The 18,708-nt window shown below is 61.6% G+C and carries 12 protein-coding genes; 3 read left to right on the top strand and 9 right to left on the bottom strand.

All coding sequences use genetic code 11. The annotated features are described in order from the left end of the window. Positions 1-85: 85 nt before the first annotated feature. Positions 86-805, top strand: coding sequence for a FadR/GntR family transcriptional regulator (locus tag J3P94_RS12060; protein ID WP_434573623.1), 720 nt, complete (start codon positions 86-88; stop codon positions 803-805). A 150-nt stretch (positions 806-955) separates the two neighbouring features. Then, positions 956-5,662, top strand: coding sequence for a dermonecrotic toxin domain-containing protein (locus J3P94_RS12055; RefSeq protein WP_434573621.1), 4,707 nt, complete (start codon positions 956-958; stop codon positions 5,660-5,662). Between the two features lie 91 nt (positions 5,663-5,753). Here the strand turns inward: J3P94_RS12055 and J3P94_RS12050 are convergent, their stop codons facing one another. From J3P94_RS12050 to J3P94_RS12015, 8 genes are all read right to left on the bottom strand, one after another. Further along, on the bottom strand, positions 5,754-8,129 hold the full coding sequence (locus J3P94_RS12050; RefSeq protein ID WP_434573619.1) for an efflux RND transporter permease subunit: 2,376 nt from the start codon (positions 8,127-8,129) through the stop codon (positions 5,754-5,756). A gap of 43 nt (positions 8,130-8,172) precedes the next feature. Continuing rightward, complete coding sequence (locus J3P94_RS12045) at positions 8,173-9,225, bottom strand: WD40/YVTN/BNR-like repeat-containing protein (RefSeq protein WP_434573617.1); 1,053 nt, start codon at positions 9,223-9,225, stop codon at positions 8,173-8,175. Positions 9,226-9,586: 361 nt separating this feature from the next. After that, positions 9,587-12,244 (bottom strand): aminopeptidase N, encoded by a 2,658-nt coding sequence (gene pepN, locus J3P94_RS12040; protein ID WP_434573616.1) that lies wholly within the window; start codon positions 12,242-12,244, stop codon positions 9,587-9,589. 13 nt (positions 12,245-12,257) lie between these two features. Continuing rightward, positions 12,258-13,088 (bottom strand): DUF2797 domain-containing protein, encoded by an 831-nt coding sequence (locus tag J3P94_RS12035; protein ID WP_434573614.1) that lies wholly within the window; start codon positions 13,086-13,088, stop codon positions 12,258-12,260. Further along, positions 13,085-13,345 carry a YeaC family protein gene (locus J3P94_RS12030; RefSeq protein ID WP_434573613.1) on the bottom strand — a complete coding sequence of 87 codons (261 nt, stop codon included), beginning with the start codon at positions 13,343-13,345 and terminating at the stop codon, positions 13,085-13,087. The genes J3P94_RS12035 and J3P94_RS12030 overlap by 4 nt, the downstream gene beginning before the upstream one ends. Positions 13,346-13,390: 45 nt before the next feature. Further along, positions 13,391-14,263: a rhomboid family intramembrane serine protease gene (locus J3P94_RS12025; RefSeq protein ID WP_434573612.1), complete on the bottom strand. Its 873-nt coding sequence runs from the start codon at positions 14,261-14,263 to the stop codon at positions 13,391-13,393. Continuing rightward, entirely contained in the window at positions 14,260-15,234 is a 975-nt protein-coding gene (locus tag J3P94_RS12020; protein ID WP_434574157.1) for a metallophosphoesterase, read from the bottom strand. Before J3P94_RS12020 ends, J3P94_RS12025 begins: the two co-directional genes overlap by 4 nt. After that, entirely contained in the window at positions 15,231-16,121 is an 891-nt protein-coding gene (locus tag J3P94_RS12015; protein ID WP_030142621.1) for an NAD(+) kinase, read from the bottom strand. The genes J3P94_RS12020 and J3P94_RS12015 overlap by 4 nt, the downstream gene beginning before the upstream one ends. Before the next feature lie 104 nt (positions 16,122-16,225). On the opposite strand from J3P94_RS12015, the gene J3P94_RS12010 reads away from it, so the two are divergent. Next, the gene (locus J3P94_RS12010) at positions 16,226-17,176 is read left to right on the top strand and encodes a DUF1853 family protein (protein ID WP_434573610.1); all 951 of its coding nucleotides are present in this window, start codon (positions 16,226-16,228) and stop codon (positions 17,174-17,176) included. 123 nt (positions 17,177-17,299) lie between these two features. Here J3P94_RS12010 and J3P94_RS12005 read toward each other — a convergent pair whose 3' ends face one another. Continuing rightward, positions 17,300-18,583 (bottom strand): arsenic transporter, encoded by a 1,284-nt coding sequence (locus tag J3P94_RS12005; protein ID WP_434573608.1) that lies wholly within the window; start codon positions 18,581-18,583, stop codon positions 17,300-17,302. Positions 18,584-18,708: the final 125 nt, after the last annotated feature.

Below are 18,708 nucleotides of genomic sequence, written 5' to 3'. Positions count from 1 at the left end.
ATGAAAAACTCGCACTAGCGACCCGCCCTCGCCGCGCCTGCTATCATGCGCAGCACCCCTCGCACACAGGATCGCGCCGCCCCCCATGGATTACCGCAAACCCTCCGACCGCAAGAGCATGCACGCGCGCATCGTCCAGGAACTGGGCATGCAGATCGTCTCTGGCCGCTTCAAGCCCGACGACAAACTGCCCGCCGAAGCCTTGCTGTGCGAAGAATATGCCGTCAGCCGCCCGGTACTGCGCGAAGCCACGCGCGTGCTGGTCGCCAAGGGCCTGGTGTATTCGCGGCCGCGAGTGGGCACGGTGGTCAAGCCGCGTCGGGAATGGCACATGCTCGACCCCGATGTGCTGCACTGGCTGATGCAGAGCAGTCCGCAGAACGAGTTCTTCGGACTGCTCACCAGCGTGCGCAGCATCATCGAGCCGGCCGCCGCCGCCCTCGCCGCGCAATTCGCCACCGACGCCGACATCGCCGCCATCAGCGAAGCCTACCAGCGCATGGAAGCCGCCCCGACCCCGGAAGCCCTTCTGCAACCGGACCTGGACTTTCACAGCCGCATCGCCGACGCCACCCACAACGACCTGCTCGCCAACCTGTGCAACATGCTGTCGGTGGCCATCGCCGAAGCCCTCAAGCACTCCAACCAACGGCCCAACCTGCACGAGCTGGCGATGCCACGGCACAAGGCGATCCTCACCGCCATCGAGAACCGCGATGCCCTCGGCGCCCGCCATGCCACGCTGGTGCAATTGGACGATGCCCGCAGTGCGCTGAATGTAGTGCTGGGCAGCGATCCCGCCTGATCCACCGCCGATTTACTGAAGTCCCTCACGAACCTGGCATGCCTGGCGTTCAAGCGGGCGGTATCTATGTACCGCACGCCTGGAACAGTCATGGCGATACTGCGCGAGTCGTCATCCTGACGGCCTCGGGTTTATGAAAAGGAACTTCACATGGCATCGCCCTCCCCGGCTGGCAACGCCAGCACACAGGCACAAACCGTCAGCCTGCAATTTGCCGGTCGCCCCACCTTCGAACAGGTTGTGCTGAGCGTGTTCGAGCAAACCATTAAACGCAGATACGGCTGGCGAATGTTGAACCTCAACCTCTCCAAGGTTGTATTGGCAACTCCAGACGAGACCTCTGCCGGCTGGACGACCGTCCCCTTCATGACGCTCGTCCTCGATTACCTGGCTACCGGCACTCCCATCGACTTCCCGCAGTGGAGCAAGCTTGGCTGTTTCCTTTCCGAAAATATGCCGCACCCTCTCATAGCTCAAACGCAGGACATGCGTAAGCTCGAAAATCTGTTACTTGAGCTGCCCTGGACAGTACCGATCGGATTTGAAGATGCGCTGGTCCGCTATTGGAATGCCGACATTGATCCTCATCAAGGCAGCAGCCGCTGGGACTGGCTCAGCGGTGTATTGAAAAACATATTGCAGACTCGCGGCTTGCAACAATCCGGGCTCAGCGAACAGGCACGTGAAATCATCGACCAGATCACCCGCCGGCCGGTCAGCAAGCAGCGCTTGCGCGCCGACAGTCAGGCCAACGTCTACGCCTACAGCCTGGAAAGTACCCTTGTTCGAGGCGCCTTGCGCAGCGTGACTTACAGCAGCGAGATTCTGCTGAGCCGCGCCACCAAAGGTGGAACTCTCCTGCTGCTTTGCAGCCCGGGCAGCGCCGTTCAGTCCTTTGAATCGCTGGAGGCCTTTCATCGTTACTGGAGTGAACTCATCGCCAGCCGGTACCTTGTCGACACCGTCACTTGCACACGCAACGAGATCGCCGGCAACGTGTTCGATACCCAGGCAGCGCTGATCCTGGAGCAACAACTGGCTGACCTTCGGGCGCTGGAGTTGCCTTCCCGGGTCGGGCTGCAGGACTTGCGTACGCTGCACCGCGAATTGAGCGACCCGGCCCGCTACCTGCTCGATACCCCGCACCTCACGCCTCAGATGTCGCAGCTCATTGAGCCGCTGTTGCCCGAGTGGTTGAAAAAAGCACCCATCGCCGATCAATCCAGATTCCAACATTACTGCCTGGTGTTGGCCGGCGCGAAAAAACGCAGCCCGGGCCAAACCTTCCTGAGTAATATCCAGGATATCAAGACCTTCACGTCCCAAGCCCTGTTTGAGCGCATGGCGCGAACGAACGATAACTCGCCAAAGAAAGCCCAGCCCTCCAGCTACAACCCCGACGATGTGATACTGACCTTCACCGTAGCGAGGGGATATCCCGGCACAGTCGGAATCATCGAGAAAAAAACGATGAAGCTGACCGAACTGGCCATCCACAATCTCGTCGCCCGCCCCAGTGGCAACCTCGCACTCAGCCATCACTTGGGCCTGACGCTCCCCGAATGGCTGACACCGGACTACATAACCCGCCAGGGAGGGCTGATTGAACAGGTCGACATCGGCGCGACTTATCCCAAGTATCTACAGCAAAAGCTGTTTGACGATCTGCCTACCCTGCGTCAACAGAGATTCGCTGACCAGGTCCCCGCAGAGCTGCTTCTCGAAGCACTCAAGCAAAAGCTCGACCACGAGCCGGGCATAACCCGTCAAGGCCTGGATCTTCTCGAAGCCGTCCTTCAACCCGATGTCGATGACCAAAAGGTCGACGGTCGCCCGGTGGTGATTCGCCTCCTGGCCCTTCTGCGTAAAACGGGGTCCCGCCCTGACGTCGTGACGAACATGTTTGTCATCGAAGCGCAAGACGTCGATACGGGACCGCACTTGCTGTATCGCCCGCTTTACTCGCCCTCGTTGATGGAGTTCCCAACACGCCAGGCACTGTTGACGGCCATTGGCGAGGACGGCGAACTGCAGACCAGCGTCTTGACTTGGTTAGCGGATGCCGCGCGCCCGGTGTATGCCAATGGCGGCTTCCTGGAGCCACACATCGTGCACTTTTTTCAAGGCGACGAATTCGGGCTTCCCGAAAAGCCGGCCCCGGCGACACTCGCGATGGACGGTATCAACGAGGAACTGTTGCAATTCCTGCACAACGGCAAGCTGATGGAGTATCTCTACGGCAGCAACGCCCGAGCCCTGGTCGCCCAGGCCGACAGGGATTCGGTGTCCAACGCCGAGAGCCGCTGGGCTACCCTTCTCGAGGGCGGCGGGCTGCTGTTCAACACACTGTTGGTGCCTATCCTGCGTGGCCCGCTGATAAGCGTCGCCTGGTTATGGAACGTGATCGCCGTCGCCGGGCAAGACATCCCGGCCATGCAGAGCGAGGATCGGACAACGCGGGAGCTCGCTACCGTCGACTTTCTCTTGAACTTCGCCATGCTCGGGCACCAGGCCTTGTCCCTCGGCGAGCCCGTTCGCAAGCCACTGCCCCACGAACTGGAAGACCGGGCGATGCGTGCGCCTGCGCCGCGCATCGTTCCCGAGCAATGGCCCAAGCCGGCCCTGCCAGACGTCATCGAAGGCCCCGTCTACCTGCCCGGGGAACACGCCCAAGCTGCTTTTGACCACCTCGACTTCAGTTTCGCCAGCGCCCGTCGGCGCCTGACGCTGGAGCAACGCACCCGCCTGCAGCGCCTGACAGTGCAGCGTCCCGCTGACATGCCCACTGCACTCGCGTCTGGTCCGTACACCGGCCTCTATGTCATTAACAACAAATGGCATGCCCTGGTTGAGGGCGAGCTGTATCAAGTCGACACGTGGGACGGCACCGTACAGATCGTCGACCCACACGACCCGACACGAAGGGGACCGGCATTACTATCGGACGGCCAGGGTAACTGGTCCGTGGATGTGGGTCTCGGCTTGCGTGGCGGGATGCCGCCCAAGCGCGTGGAGGAACAACGCCGCCTCAACGAAAAAAGAAAGACGGAAATCCACGCGCAAACCAGGGAATTCATCGAAAAAAGTGAAGAGCGGACTAAAAAGCTCAACATCACCTTCAAACTGCTGACGTCCTTGGAGGCTGGTACGCCACCTGATGAGACGCGGATGGCGCCAATACGTAAAAGCTTGTATGAACAGCTGAAAGAGCAGGCCGATGCCGCTTTGAAAATCCTGGACAACGAGCCCGAAGCTCTCAAACTGAACATACCAATCTCCCTTGACAATATTTACCAGATCACACAGGCGTTGATTGATTATGGTCGTTCAGCCATTTCCGTCGTCGCGAAGGACATGCGAGCCCTGGAGGCCGCTCAGTCCTTATTCGTGGGGGTGTTGCCAGACCGCTTGAAGGCGATCGCTGATGACCCGACGGGCTATTTGAGGTTTGCCGCGCAGTTGTACGAACTCAATGAGCGCACGATCTATTGGATGGAGCTCGAACACCGCTTGCTGGATTCACTATTGAACCGGTCTGGCAAGGGCCGGGAAGCGTTCGACCGCCTGACCCGTGATCGCCCGGTGGCAAAAACCGATTCGTTGAGTACCAAAGCGCTGCAGGCGACCTTAGGCGCAATGCTCGCTTCACGCGGCGAAAGCGAGGTGGGCGAGCGCCTGAAAAGCATCAGCACGCCGTTAATGGAACAAGTGCAATCTCACGCTACGTTGTGGACGTACGACTTCTCGGAACGGTTCGAGGTGTTGGAGAGCCTGTCCGAACACTATGGCAAGGCGCTGGATGCCCTACAGATCGTGAAGGCCCTTCACGCCGATGAGATGGACCTGCCTTATTTCGACAGGCTGGTGACCTTGGTCGAGGGGCTGTATCAGGAAGTTTCCCAGGAACTGGCCACGGAAATAAAACCCGAGCCGAAACCGCCCGTGCGTGCGCCCAAACGCACCGGAACATCCGCCGGACGCCCTCAGAAAAAAGTGATCCGAACCCGCCATAATGGTGTATTGGTTGGCGACCTAAAACCTGCCGGCGAAACGGTATTAGTCGGAGGTGAGACCGTCACGGGCACAACCTTGTCGATTGATGTCGTCGAGCTGCGTTCCGAAAACGATGGCCGGTTGCTAGGCACCTATTCCCGCCATGAAGACGCTTGGGACCTCGTCGAGGAAGTGCGACAGGCCCCGCTTCTGAAAACGAGACCTGTCAGCGAAATCAAAGGCGCCGCACGAAAACTGCTCGGGCAACTGGAACAACTTCTGAAAAAGTCAAAAGGCTATAAAGCCCAGTGCCGCTACCCGCAGGAAATCGAGGAGATCATGAACAACGAGGCGGCTCGCTTTCGTAAAGTCGCCGAGGAACTTGAGCAAGCCGTCAAGGCCTCCACAACGGCGCCCGATCCGCGAGACCAGACCTTGATCAAGGAACTGACAACGGCCGCCACCCGCCTCGCAGCCCAGGGCGGCTACCTGCGCACCGAGCTGAGCCTGAAACTGCCACCCACCGACGGCAATCTCCGCTATCTGTTCGCAAAAGAATTGATCCAGGTCGGCAAGTACGGCGACCGCACAGCAATGAGCGGAGTCCGCAAGGACTTCATCCAGGAATATGCAATCCACGACCGTAACGGCTTCCCCCTCTGGTATGCCCATTTTCACTATGAAAAGGCCGACACCCCGAAAGCCGACTACAGCGTTGCACACGTGAAAACCAAGGAGCAACGGAAGGAAAGCTACTATTCAATGCTGTCCAAAGCTGAAGGCCCCTACGCCGTCGTGAACGTGCATCGCGGCCAGATCGGCAAACCTCTGGCGCAACGCTGGTTCTTGCCCCTCGACCAATAATCGCTGAGCTATCGGCACGTTTGTCCGAAGCCGGATGAAAAAAGCCGCAACCTCAGGTTGCGGCTTTCCTGTTTTTTTCAGGCATCAGGCTTCAGTGAGCAAACAACGAGTTGCCCTTCTGCCCCGCCAGCTTCTCCGGCTTGATCAGGAATCGCGCCAGCGCGGGCAGCAGCCACAGCGCACCGAACATGTTCCACAACAACATGAACGTCAGCATCAGGCCCATGTCCGCCTGGAACTTGATCGCCGAGAAAATCCAGGTGCAGACGCCGATGGCCAGGCACAAGCCGGTGAACAGCACCGCCTTGCCAGTGGATTTCAGCGTCTGGTAATAGGCCTCCTGCAACGGCAGGCCGGCGCGCAGGAAACTTTCCAGGCGGCTGTAGATGTAGATGCCGTAGTCCACGCCGATCCCTACGCCGAGGGCTACCACCGGCAATGTCGCGACTTTCACGCCGATGCCCATGAACGCCATCAGAGCGTTGCCCAGCACCGAGGTCAGCACCAGTGGCAGCACGATGCACAGCGTTGCTGCCCAGGAACGGAAGGTGATCATGCACATCGTCGCCACGCAGATATACACGAGGATCAGGATGGTCAGTTCCGACTCCTTGATCACCTCGTTGGTGGCCGCCTCGATCCCGGCGTTACCGGCGGCGAGGATGAACTCCAGGCCATCGCGGTTGTGCTCCTTGGCGAAGTCCTGCACCGCCGTCACGGCGCGGTCGAGCGTCTCGGCCTTGTGGTCGTTGAGGAACACCAGCACCGGCGCCAGGGAACAGCTGTTGTTGTACAGGCCGTCGGCCCGGGCAATGGAGCTGTTCAGTACATCAGGGTTGCGCGACAGGGTTTCCCATTTCAGGTTGCCCTCGTTCATGCCCTTGATCATCTGCTTGGACACAGTCACCAGGGAAATAGCCGACTGCACGCCCTCGGTGTTCTGCATCTTCCACATCAGCTCGTCGATGGGCGCCATGGCTTCGTAGCGCGAACAGCCTTCGGCCTTGGTCTTGACCATCACCACCAGCACATCGGAACTGGTGGAATAGTTGCTGATGATGAAATTGTTGTCCTGGTTGTAGCGCGAGTCCGGACGCAATTCCGGGGCACCCTGGTCGAGGTCGCCGATCTTCAGGTTCTGGCTGTACCAGAGGCCGCCGCCAAACGCGAGCACGGCCAGGGCAATCGATACCGGCGCGACCTTGGCGCTGGCAAAGTTCGACAGCAGGCGCCAGAACGGATGTTCGCGGGTCGCGTCTTTCTTGCTGCGCTCGACCGCGCGCTTGCTGATACCGACGTAGGAAATCGCCACCGGCAGCAGGATCAGGTTGGTGAACACAATCACCGCCACGCCGATGGACGCGCCGATGGCCAGTTCGCGAATCACGCCGATGTCGATGATCAGCAAGGTGATGAAGCCGACGGCATCGGCCAGGATCGCGATCATCCCTGGCAGGAATAATTGGCGGAAGGTGCGCCGCGCCGCCGTCAAGGCGTTGTCCGCCTCGCTGGACTGCAAGGCGATGCCGTTGATTTTCTGTACGCCGTGGGAAATGCCGATGGCGAAGATCAGGAACGGCACCAGCATCGAGTACGGATCCAGGCCGAAACCGGCCGCGTGCATCAACCCCAGCTGCCAGACCACCGCCACCAGGGTGGTGCTCAATACCGCAACGGTGCTGCGCATGCAGTTGGTGAACCAGTACAGCAGGATCAGGGTGATGACGAAGGCCACGCCGAAGAACAGCACCACCATGACCAGGCCGTCGATCAGGTCGCCGACCTTCTTGGCGAAGCCGACGATGTGAATCTGCACATTCGGGTTCTGCGCTTCGAACTTGTTGCGGATCTTGTCTTCAAGCTCGTGGGAAAACTTCCGATAATCGAGGGCGAGCAATTTGCCTTGGTCTTGCGGGTCGGGATAGGACTCCAGCAGCGGGATATCGATGATGCTCGATTTGAAATCGTTCGCCACCAGGCGCCCGACCTGGCCGGACTTGAGCACGTTGTTGCGCAACAGGTCGAGGCTGTCGGCCGAACCGTTGTAGCTCTGCGGGATCACCTCGCCACCGGCGAAGCCCTCCTCCGTCACTTCGGTCCAGCGCACGCTCGGGCTCCACAGCGACTTCAGGCCGGAGCGGTCGACGCCGGAGATGTAAAAGACCTCGTCGTGGATCTGGCGCAGGGTCTCCATGTACTCCTTGGAGAAAATATCGCCGTTGGTAGCTTCCACGGAAATCCGTACCGTGTTGCCCAGGTTCGCCAGGTCATTGCGGTGTTCGAGCATCTTCTCGATGAACGGGTGCTCGAGGGGAATCATTTTTTCGAAACTGGTGGACGGCCGGATCAGCGTGGCCTGCCAGAACAGGAAAATGCTGACCAGCAGGCAAATGATGATCACTGCCGGGCGGTTGTTGAAAATCAGGCGTTCGAGGAACGTCGCCTTGTCTTGGTGATGACTGCTCATGGGGTCCGCCTTCTTGTTATTGTGCCCGTCTGACAGGCCCGGCTCATTTGCTCAGTTCGGCGCCAGTGGGCGTGGTAGCGCGAACGCCGCCCTGTCCCGCCAGGATCAGGTTGCCGTTGCCCGCCGCCGTGACGGCCGCCACGGAAATGCGATCCGGACGGTTGAACACGCTGAAGGTCACGCCATCGTCGGTGCTGCGAATCACGCTGCCGCCGTTGCCGACGATCACGATCGAGCCATCCGGCAACAGCGTCGCGCCCGACAAGCCGAATTCCAGCGCGCCACGGGCCGCCTTCAGCTCGACCTGCTCCCAGCTGTCGCCGAAATCCGTGGAGCGATAGAGATTGCCGCGCAGGCCGTAGGCCAACAGGGTCGAAGGCTGGGCGGTGCCGATGGCGCCAAACAGCGAACCTTCGTACGGACCTTCGAGTTTTTCCCAGGTCTGCCCCCAGTCGGCGGAGCGGAACATGCTGCCGGCCTCGCCGACGATGAACAGCCCGGCGTCCTTTACCGCGGCGATAGCGTTGAGGTGATATTGGTCTTCATTCTCGAGGCGGTCGCTGGCCTGCTCCCAGTGCTTGCCGCCATCGGTGGTCGCGTACAGCGCACCGTAGGCGCCCACCGCCAGGCCACTGCTGGCGTCCTTGAACCAGACGTCGAGCAGCGGTGCTTCACGGGTGAGGTCTTCGAACTGCTTGGTCCAGGTGGTGCCGCCGTCCTCGCTGGCGAGGATCTGCGCGTCGTGCCCCACGGCCCAACCGTGCTTGTCATCGACAAAGAACACCGCAGTGAGCAGTTGGCGCGTCGGCACCTTGGCCTGGGTCCAGGATTTGCCCTGGTCATCGGCAAAGACGATATGCCCACGGTCACCGACCGCGACCAGGCGCTGGCCGGCATGGACCACATCGAGCATGAGGGTTTTGCTGGCCTTGGCCGATTCGACGGAATAGATGACATCGGCCGTCGACGCCGCAACCGCCAGCACCGGCGCCGACAAAACGGCAGAGCCCAGCAGCGAGAGCGCCGAGACCAGCAGCGCAACTCTGCGCAGCACTGGCGGGCGGCAGCGGCCCACAGCCATGACAGGCTCATTCATAGACCTTTCCCCCATTTATTATTGTTATGGCTTGGTACGTTGCAGTCCTGAAGCATAGTCCTGAAACCTGCAATCTAGAGCCACTTCGCAAGCTGGACCTATCCTATCGGGCTTTCGAAAGGTCTGACAATCGACGCCACGTTATCTTTTGTTAACCGTGGGGGGTTGGTGACAAGGGTGAATGGCGGGGTATTCGGCGGGGTGATGGCGCGAGTTTCAAGTGGCCCCCTTCGCGAGCAGGCTCGCTCCCACAAGGAATCCACGTCGATCACAGAATATGTGTCCACAGAGATCCATTGTGGGAGCGAGCCTGCTCGCGAAAGGGGCACCGCGGTCCGCCAGGCAGACCGCGGCATCAAGGTCAAGCCAGGCTCTTGTTCACCACTTCAAACACATCGGCCGACAGCCCACCGGACGCCAGGATGCGCTCCAGCTCGCCCTTCATCAGGGCCTGGCGGGCGCTGTCGTATTTGCGCCAGCGGGTCAGTGGCGCCAGTTGCCGCGAGGCGATCTGCGGGTTGAAGGCGTTGAGCTGGATCACCAGGTCCGCCAGGAAGCGATAACCGGAACCGTCGGCGGCGTGGAAGTTGATCAGGTTCTGCCCGGCGAACGCGCCGACCAGTGCCCGCACCTTGTTCGGGTTCTTGATGTTGAACGCCGGGTGCTCCATCAACGCCTTGACCCGCGCCAGCCCGCCCGGCAACGGGCTACCGGCCTGGACGCTGAACCATTGGTCCATGACCAGCGGGTTGCCCTTGAAGTTCTCCGCGAACACTTCCAGGGCCTTGGCCTTTTCGGTCTCGAACGGCGAGTTGACCAGCACCGCCAGCGCCGTGAGGCGCTCGGTCATGTTGTCGGCGGTGTCGAACTGTTCAAGCGTGGCGCTCAACACTTCAGGCTTGTCGGTCAGCATCAGGTAGGACAGCGCGATGTTCTGCAACGCACGCCGCGCGAAGTGCTCGGCCTCGGCCACGTACGGCGTGCGCCGGGACAGGTCGCGGTTGGCCTCGTAGCGCAGCCACAGGGCTTCGAACAGGTTTTCGGCCAACTGCCGGCGAGCGAACTCGCGGGCGGCGTGGATCGCCTCGACGTCCGCCACTTCGCTGATTTCGGTCAGGTAGGCTTCGCTTGGCAGCGAGAGCATTTCCGCGACCATCGCCTGATCCAGGGATTCATCCGACAGCACGCTGCGCAACGCGCTGACCAGCCGAGGGTCAAGCACCAGGCTTTCGCCTTTCTGGTGCTGGCCGATCAGTTCCTGCAAGACCTGCACCGACAATTGCTGGCCGGCATCCCAACGGTTGAAGCCGTCGCTGTCGTATTGCATGAGGAACATCAGTTGATCACGGTCGTACGGGAAGCTCAGCTTCACCGGCGCCGAGAAGCCGCGCAGCAACGAAGGCAGGGGCTTTTCAGCGATATCGACGAAGGTGAAGGCCTGCTCGGCCTCGGTCACCGAGATCACCCGGGTCGTGCCGCTCGCCGCCGCTTCGCCGCTCAGGCGCAGTGGAATTTCGGCGCCATTGCTGTCCAGCAGGCCCAACTCGACCGGAATCACGAAGGGCAGTTTCTCGGCCTTGTCCGGCGTCGGCGGGCAGCTTTGGCGGAACGTCAGGCTGTAAGTCTTCGCCGCGGCGTCGTAGGACTCGCTCACCGCCAGTCGTGGCGTACCGGCCTGGCTGTACCAACGTTTGAACTGGCTCAGGTCGACGCCATTGGCATCCTCCATGGCCTTGATGAAATCGTCGCAGGTGACGGCCTGGCCATCGTGGCGCTCGAAGTACAGGTCGCTGCCCTTGCGGAAGCCTTCGGCGCCCAACAGGGTATGGATCATGCCGACCACTTCCGAGCCCTTTTCGTACACGGTCAGGGTGTAGAAGTTGGAAATCTCGATGAAGCTGTCCGGGCGCACCGGGTGAGCCATCGGGCCGGCGTCTTCAGCGAACTGGTGGGTACGCAGGTACGCCACGTCCTGGATGCGCTTGACCGTGGCCGAGTTCATGTCCGCCGAGAACCCGGCGTCGCGGAACACCGTGAAGCCTTCCTTGAGCGACAGCTGGAACCAGTCGCGGCAGGTCACGCGGTTGCCCGACCAGTTATGGAAGTATTCGTGGGCGACGATCGCCTCGACCCGCTGGTGCGCGGCGTCGGTGGCGGTTTCGGCGCGGGCCAGTACGGCGCTGGAGTTGAAGATGTTGAGGCCCTTGTTCTCCATCGCGCCCATGTTGAAATCGTTGACCGCGACAATCATGAAGATGTCCAGGTCGTATTCGCGCCCGTACACCTCTTCGTCCCAGCGCATCGACTTCTTCAGGCTGGTCATGGCGTGCTGGCACTTGTCGATGTTTTCCGGCTCGACGTAGATGCGCAGCGCCACGGTGCGCTCAGTCATGGTGGTGAAGGTGTCTTCGACGCACCACAGGTCACCGGCCACCAGGGCAAACAGATAGGCCGGCTTCTTGAACGGGTCTTCCCAGGTCGCCCAGTGCCGGCCGTCTTCCCCAGGGCCGCTGGCAATCGGGTTGCCGTTGGAGAGCAGCACCGGGTAGCTGTGCTGTTCGGCGACCACGGTGGTGGTGAACTTGCTCATCACGTCGGGACGGTCGAGGTAATAGGTGATCTTGCGAAAGCCTTCGGCCTCGCACTGGGTGCAGAACATGCTGCCGGATTTGTAAAGGCCTTCCAGGGCCGTATTGGTTTCCGGATGGATGCGCACGGTGGTATCGACGGTGAACGCCTGGGCCTTGGGCTGCAAGGTCAGGTGGCTGTCATCCAGTTGATAGTCGCCCTGCCCCAGGTCGGCGTCGTCGAGCTTGATCGAGAGCAATTCCAACTGCTGGCCATCGAGCACCAGCGGCGGTAATCCGGCGCCGCGCTCGGGGTTGCGGCGCAGCATCAGTTGCGCATGGACCAGGCTGTGGTCCTCGAACAACTCGAAGGTCAGGTGCGTCTCGTCGATCAGGTATTCGGGAGCCTGATAGTCCTTCAGGTAGATCATCTTCGGTTGTTCGGTGCGCATGGGTCGAATCCTTCTACTGATGCACGGCGAGCTGGTAGGCCGTGTATTTACGAATATTGATCACGCCGGTGTCGAAAATCAGGTATTGGCCCTTGATTCCCAGCAGCGTGCCCTCGGCGATCGGGTCCTTGTCCAGGTTGAAGCTGACGATCTTCGCCGGGTACTGCTGCACCGGATAACGGATCTCGACGGGTTCGACGTCCGCTATGGTCTGGATCGCCTGCAAGCCGAATCGTTCCTGCAAACCCTGCAGGCCCTGGGCGCAGCTTTCAAACAGTGAATCACGGATCTGCCGCAAGTCCACCGCCGCTGCGTCACCCTTGAGCAAGGCGCGCCAGTTGGTCTTGTCCGCCACCTGGCTGCGGAACAGGTCCTCGACGAAACCCGACTGCTGCCGGGTGGCGACCCGCAGGATCGGCAGCGCCTGGCTCGCGCCCTGGTCGAGCCAGCGGGTCGGCAGTTGCGTGGCGCGGGTGATGCCGACTTTCACGCCCGATGAGTTGGCCAGGTAGACCACATGATCGGTCATGCAGAACTGCTCGCCCCAGGCCGGGTCGCGGCAGGTACCCGCCTCGAAATGGCAACGCTCGGGGCTCATGATGCAGACGTCGCATTGGGCCAGTCTGGTCATGCAGGGGTAGCAATAACCCTGGCTGAAACTGGTCTTGGTCCGCCGTCCGCAATGGGTACAGTGGATCGCACCGAGGTATTCCAGGCGGATCCTGCTGCCGATCAACGGATTGACCGGCACCTCGACATCGCCCAGGCGAAAGGCGTATTGAACGGTCGGCCCGTCAAGGCGTGCCGACATCTTGCTGATTGCACCGCGGCCAATCTCGATCAATGGATGGCGTCCGACTTGAACAGGATATTCGGCACGACGGTGGCTTTCGACTGGCATTCCTGCGGGCCCATATAGCCGGTGCGCTCTTCTTCGGGCAGGTTCTGGATTTCCCAGGCGATCATCGCTTGCAGCGACAACTCGCGCTGCTCGGCGGTGAGCTTGTTGCCGTCGGCCCATTTACCGATTTCCACGGCCAGTTTCAGGCTGCGGTAGATGTCGGGGGTGATGTTGTCGATCATTTCGTTGAAGGAAGACATGGGTTCTCCGCGCAATTGCGCATTCTCAAAAGGCACAGGCGCCGGTCAAAGGGCCATTTTACGGCGAGCGAACAGCCCGCCCAACAAGCCCGTGAAGCAACCGACGAGCAACCCGCCGACGTGGGCCGCGTTGGCGATCTCGCCGAAACCGATCAGCGAAACCAGCCCGGACAGGCACAACAGCAACCACACCAGCATCATCACCAGCACCCCACGGGGCAAGTGATAGGCCGGGTTCGGCGCGAGCAACTGGTAGATCCAGCAATGGCCCAGCAGGCCGTACAGCACTCCGGACAGCCCGCCGAACAGGGTCGCGCCGCTGAACAGATACTGGGCGAAATTAGACACGAGGCTGAACAGCAGCGTCAGCCCCAGCAGGTTGATCCCGCCCTGGCGCGCTTCGATCCGGCGTCCCAGTTCCCAGTACCACATGCCATTCATGGCGAGGTGCAGGAAGCCGAAGTGAACCAGCATCGGCGTCACCAGCCGCCACCACTGCCCCGCCGCGAGGCTGTCGGCCAACGGCGTGAACTGGATGTAGTCGCCGACGACGCGAAACTCGAGGAAGGTCAACCAGCGCAGGGTTTGAAGATTTTCCCCCAGCAGGGTCACGGCACCGACGATCAGGCTCAGCAGCAATATCAGGGCCGTCACCGGACTGCGGGCCAGTTGCTGGACGAACCCTGCCCGCCGGGACGTACTGCCGGTGTCAGGCAGCTCCAGCTGTTGCTCGGGATCGCCAGCGGGAAAACGCTCATATAACGAACGCACGTTTTCGCTGATTTCATCCGGCACCCAGAGCACCTGCTCGCCCGCCTCTTCGCTGACGCGATGAGGCACCTGCATGCGCTGCAGCAGCTTGACGAAACCGCTCAGGTCCACTGCCAGGGGCAGGCGCAGGACGGCGACGACGCTCATCGCCCCATCTCCGGCCGCTCGACATCGACCCAGACGAACTTGTGCGGGTCCAGACGGGTTTCCTGGTCGAGCCGATAGGCGACCAGCTTGCCGTAGAGCACCGCGCTGTAGTCCAGGCAGGCCAGGTTCGGGCGGATCGGCGCCGGTTTGCCGCTGCGCCAATAGTGGCCGACGAACAACATCGGCTCATCGACGCCATACCGCAGCAGGTTGTTTTTTTCGTCCGGTGACAACGGTGTGCGGGCCACCGGCTCCGGCAATGCGTCGGGCTGGAAGACGATATCGCCGTAGGTCTGCGGGTTGTCTTCCCAGAATTTGGTGCGAAAGAACGCACGGGTCAGGCCGTCGCCACCCGTCAGGGTCATGCCATGGGGCAGGCGCATGTCGGTGCCGCGCAACAGGCGATCGAACACTGTGCAGGCAAAACTGCCCGATTCGGCCGAAGCCTGGAGAAAATGCTCGTCGATGCAGCCTTCCGGGAACAAGCCGCGCAATGGCTCGATCAGGCCGGCGTCCCAGCAGGCGTGGACGACCCGGAAGCGCCCGGCGTCGACAAACAGCGGCAGCTCGTAGAACCACTTGAGAAAATCACGCCATTCACCCGGGTGCTGATCGAACTGGGTCAGGGTTTCGTTGAGCAAGCGGGCATGGCGCGGCGTGTGTTCGCGCACGTAGCGCTGGCCGCTGCCCGGCAATGCCGGGGTGCTCCAGCCAAGGGCATTGAACTCGTGGTTGCCCATGATGCACAGCGCCTGGCCGGCCACGACCATGTCGTGGACGATGTGCAGCGCCTCGCGAATCCGCGGGCCCCGGTCGATGATGTCGCCGAGGAACACCGCCATGCGCGAAGGATGTCGCCAGACCCCGGCCTGCTTGCGGTAACCGAGTCGGTCGAGCAGGTGTTCCAGGGTCAAGGCGCATCCGTGCACATCGCCGATCAGATCGTAACTGCGCGCGGGATCGAGCATCAGTCGCCTCCACCCCCCAAACGACTGCCCCAGCCGAGCTTGGTCCGGCAGACTTCGTAGTAGTTGTGATCCAACGGATGGATCAGGCGCAGCTTTTGCGCCTTCTTGCTGACGGTGATGGTGTCACCCGGCGCGCAGGTGAAATGGTTCTGGCCGTCACAGGACACTTGCGGGTAGATCTGCATATCCTTGGACACGACGATTTTCAGCTCACTGTTGCCATCGACCACGATGGGTCGCCCAGACAAGGTATGGGGGTACATGGGCACAATCACAATAGCGTCGAGCTTGGGATGCATGATCGGGCCACCGGCCGACAGCGCATAGGCCGTGGAACCGGTCGGGGTGGCGACGATCAGGCCGTCGGCCTTCTGGCTGCAGACGAACTGGCCGTCGATGTACAGCTCGAATTCGATCATGCGCGTGGATTTGCCAGGGTGCAGCACCACGTCGTTGAGCGCATCGCCCTGGCCGATGGCCTCGGCATGACGGCGCACCTCGGCTTGCAGCAGGAAGCGGTTTTCCACCAGGTAATGGCCGTCCAGCACCTCGGCGACCTTGACCTCCAGCTCGTCAGGGCGGATATCGGTGAGGAAGCCCAGGCTGCCACGGTTGATCCCCAGCACCGGGATGTTGTGCCGCGCCAGGGCCCGGGCGGCGCCCAACAGGCTGCCGTCGCCACCGACCACGATGACCATGTCGCAGACTTCGCCGAGCATCTTGCGCGACGACGTCTGCAGGCCGTGGCCCGGCAGCACTTCGGCGATGGTATCTTCGAGGATCACGTGCAGGTGCCGCTCCAGGAGGAAGCGCTTGAGACGGCGAACGGTGTCCAACACCTGGGAACTGCCCAGGCGACCGATGATGCCGATATTGCGAAATTGCTCCATGAGGCTCCTGCGAGGTCTGCGACGGGCGAAAAACCCGATTATGGGCGAAACCGCGCCGTAGACAAAATCCTTTAAGCCTGCAGTGCAACGGCTATGCTCGCAACATGATCCTGTTTCCCGAATTGCTCGACCTGCCCCGCCGCCTGCGCCATCCCGAAGTACGGGACCTGGCGTGGGTGATCGTCGCCCCGCCGATGCTCATCGACACGCCCTGGCCCCAGCGTCATCCGCTGGCGGGCAGCGGCTGGGTGCAGCAGCCCCATCGCCTGGAACACTGGTTGCGCGAACTGGACCGCGACAGCTATCCGTTGTTGCAGTGCCTGTCCCAGGGGCGCACGCGGCGCCTGGGGCTGTATTACGAAAGGCTCTGGCAATTTGCCGTGCAGCATGCGCCGGGCATCGAACTGATCGCGGCGAACCTGCCGATCCGGCGCGACGGCCATACGCTGGGCGAATTGGACCTGCTGCTACGCGATAATGAAGGCGTGCATCACCTGGAGCTGGCGATCAAGTTGTACCTGGGCCCGCAGCAAGGCAACGGGCGGGATACCGCGCAATGGCTTGGGCCCGGCTGCCATGACCGACTCGACCGCAAGCTGACGCATCTGCATGAGCATCAACTGCCGATCTCGGCACGCCCGGAAAGTCGCGAGGCCTTGGCAGCGCTGGGCATCGAGTCGTTTCGCTCGCACCTTTGGCTCGGCGGCTATCTGCTCTATCCCTGGCCGGGCGAGGCCGAACCGCCGAGCGGTGCGCACCCCCGGCATTTGCGCGGCCGCTGGTTGCACCAGCGGGACTGGCCCGGATTCGTCACCCAGCGCCCGCCAGGGCGCTGGCAGCCCCTGCCCCGCGCGGCCTGGCTGGCCCCGGCCCATTACCCGGTTGACCAGGTCTGGACTGCCGGACAACTGGAGGCCTGGCGAACCGCCCTTGATCCCATGGCACCGGCGCAACTGATGGTGCGCCTGACCGAAAATGCCGAGGGCGAATGGGAAGAAGCCGAGCGGGCGTTCCTGGTGGCGGATCTTTGGCCGGATGTGCCGGGTAATAGCTGAGGGTTGGGGTGCTTCTCAAGGCCCCATCGCGAGCAAGCTCGCTCCCACAGGGGAACGTATTGCCAGAGGAAGCTGCACTTCCAATGTGGGAGCGAGCTTGCTCGCGATTGAAGCCGACTCGGTCTAGATGGATAAGCGCACAGCCAGCGCCGCCAACGTCACCAGCAGCACCGGCACCGTCAGCACAATCCCGACCTTGAAGTAATAACCCCAGCCGATGCGGATATCCTTGCGTGCCAGCACATGCAGCCAAAGCAAGGTTGCCAGGCTGCCGATCGGAGTGATTTTCGGCCCCAGGTCACTGCCGATGACGTTGGCGTAGATCATCGCCTCCTTGACCACGCCAGTGGCCTGGCTGGCATCGATGGACAAAGCGCCGATCAGCACCGTTGGCAGATTGTTCATCACCGATGAAAGCAGCGCGGTCAACAGCCCGGTCCCCATGGCCGCGCCCCACACCCCGTAACCGGCGAAGCCATCGAGCCAGGCGGCGAGGTAGCCGGTGAGGCCGGCGTTGCGCAGGCCATAGACCACCAGGTACATGCCGAGGGAAAAGATCACGATCTGCCAGGGCGCTTCTTTCATCGCCTTGCGGGTGGAGATCTTGTGTCCTCGAGCCGCCACCGCCAACAGCAGTGCAGCGCAGACCGCCGAAATCGCGCTGATGGGAATGCCCAGCGGCTCCAGGGCAAAGCAGCCCAGCAAAAGGATCGCCAACACCACCCAACCGGCATAGAAAGTTGCCGTATCGTGGATGGCGCTTGCCGAGTCGTCCAGCTGCTGCGGGTCATAGTCGCGCGGGATATCGCGACGAAACATCCACAGCAGTATCGCCAGGCTGGCCGCAACGCTGACCAGGTTCACCGGCACCATGACCGACGCGTAGCGGTTGAAGCCGATGCCGAAGAAATCCGCGGAAACGATGTTCACCAGGTTCGATACCACCAGAGGCAGGCTGGCGGTATCGGCGATGAAACCGGCGCCCATTACAAACGCCAGGGTCGCCGCCGGCGAGAACCGCAGGGCGAGCAGCATGGAAATCACGATGGGCGTCAGGATCAGCGCCGCTCCGTCGTTGGCGAACAATGCCGAGACCAGCGCCCCGAGCAACACCATGAACGCAAACAGCTTGCGGCCGCTGCCTCGCCCCCAACGGGCCACATGCAACGCGGCCCAGGCAAAGAACCCGGCCTCGTCCAGCAACAGGCTGATGATGATCAACGCGACGAACGTACCGGTGGCATTCCAGATGATCTGCCACACGAGGGCAATGGCCCCGACCTGTACCACACCGCTCAGCAAGGCCAACAGCGCACCAAGGGTGGCACTCCAGCCGACGCCCAACCCCTTGGGCTGCCAGATCACCAGCGTTATGGTCAGCAGGAAAATCAATGACGCGATGAGCATGCGTTACAGCCTTGAAAGGAAAAGAAAAAACCAGCAGCAGGACGCCACTGCGCCAGCGAACGGCGAAGATAGGGAGTTTCGGATATCCGGTAAAGCAGCAATTGAACGGCTTATGCGGTCATGGA

Origin of the sequence: Pseudomonas sp. Z3-8, assembly GCF_051131975.1 — a bacterium.
Classification (GTDB): domain Bacteria; phylum Pseudomonadota; class Gammaproteobacteria; order Pseudomonadales; family Pseudomonadaceae; genus Aquipseudomonas.
Note: the sequence above shows the minus strand (reverse complement) of the source record. Positions and strands in the feature narration are given on the sequence as shown.

Coding starts and splice junctions, on each gene's coding strand:
- J3P94_RS12060 (WP_434573623.1), top strand. CDS start 86: ATGGATTACCGCAAACCCTCCGACCGCAAGAGCATGCACGCGCGCATC.
- J3P94_RS12010 (WP_434573610.1), top strand. CDS start 16,226: ATGATCCTGTTTCCCGAATTGCTCGACCTGCCCCGCCGCCTGCGCCAT.
- J3P94_RS12055 (WP_434573621.1), top strand. CDS start 956: ATGGCATCGCCCTCCCCGGCTGGCAACGCCAGCACACAGGCACAAACC.
- J3P94_RS12045 (WP_434573617.1), bottom strand. CDS start 9,225: ATGAATGAGCCTGTCATGGCTGTGGGCCGCTGCCGCCCGCCAGTGCTG.
- J3P94_RS12030 (WP_434573613.1), bottom strand. CDS start 13,345: ATGTCTTCCTTCAACGAAATGATCGACAACATCACCCCCGACATCTAC.
- J3P94_RS12025 (WP_434573612.1), bottom strand. CDS start 14,263: ATGAGCGTCGTCGCCGTCCTGCGCCTGCCCCTGGCAGTGGACCTGAGC.
- J3P94_RS12005 (WP_434573608.1), bottom strand. CDS start 18,583: ATGCTCATCGCGTCATTGATTTTCCTGCTGACCATAACGCTGGTGATC.
- J3P94_RS12015 (WP_030142621.1), bottom strand. CDS start 16,121: ATGGAGCAATTTCGCAATATCGGCATCATCGGTCGCCTGGGCAGTTCC.
- J3P94_RS12050 (WP_434573619.1), bottom strand. CDS start 8,129: ATGAGCAGTCATCACCAAGACAAGGCGACGTTCCTCGAACGCCTGATT.
- pepN (WP_434573616.1), bottom strand. CDS start 12,244: ATGCGCACCGAACAACCGAAGATGATCTACCTGAAGGACTATCAGGCT.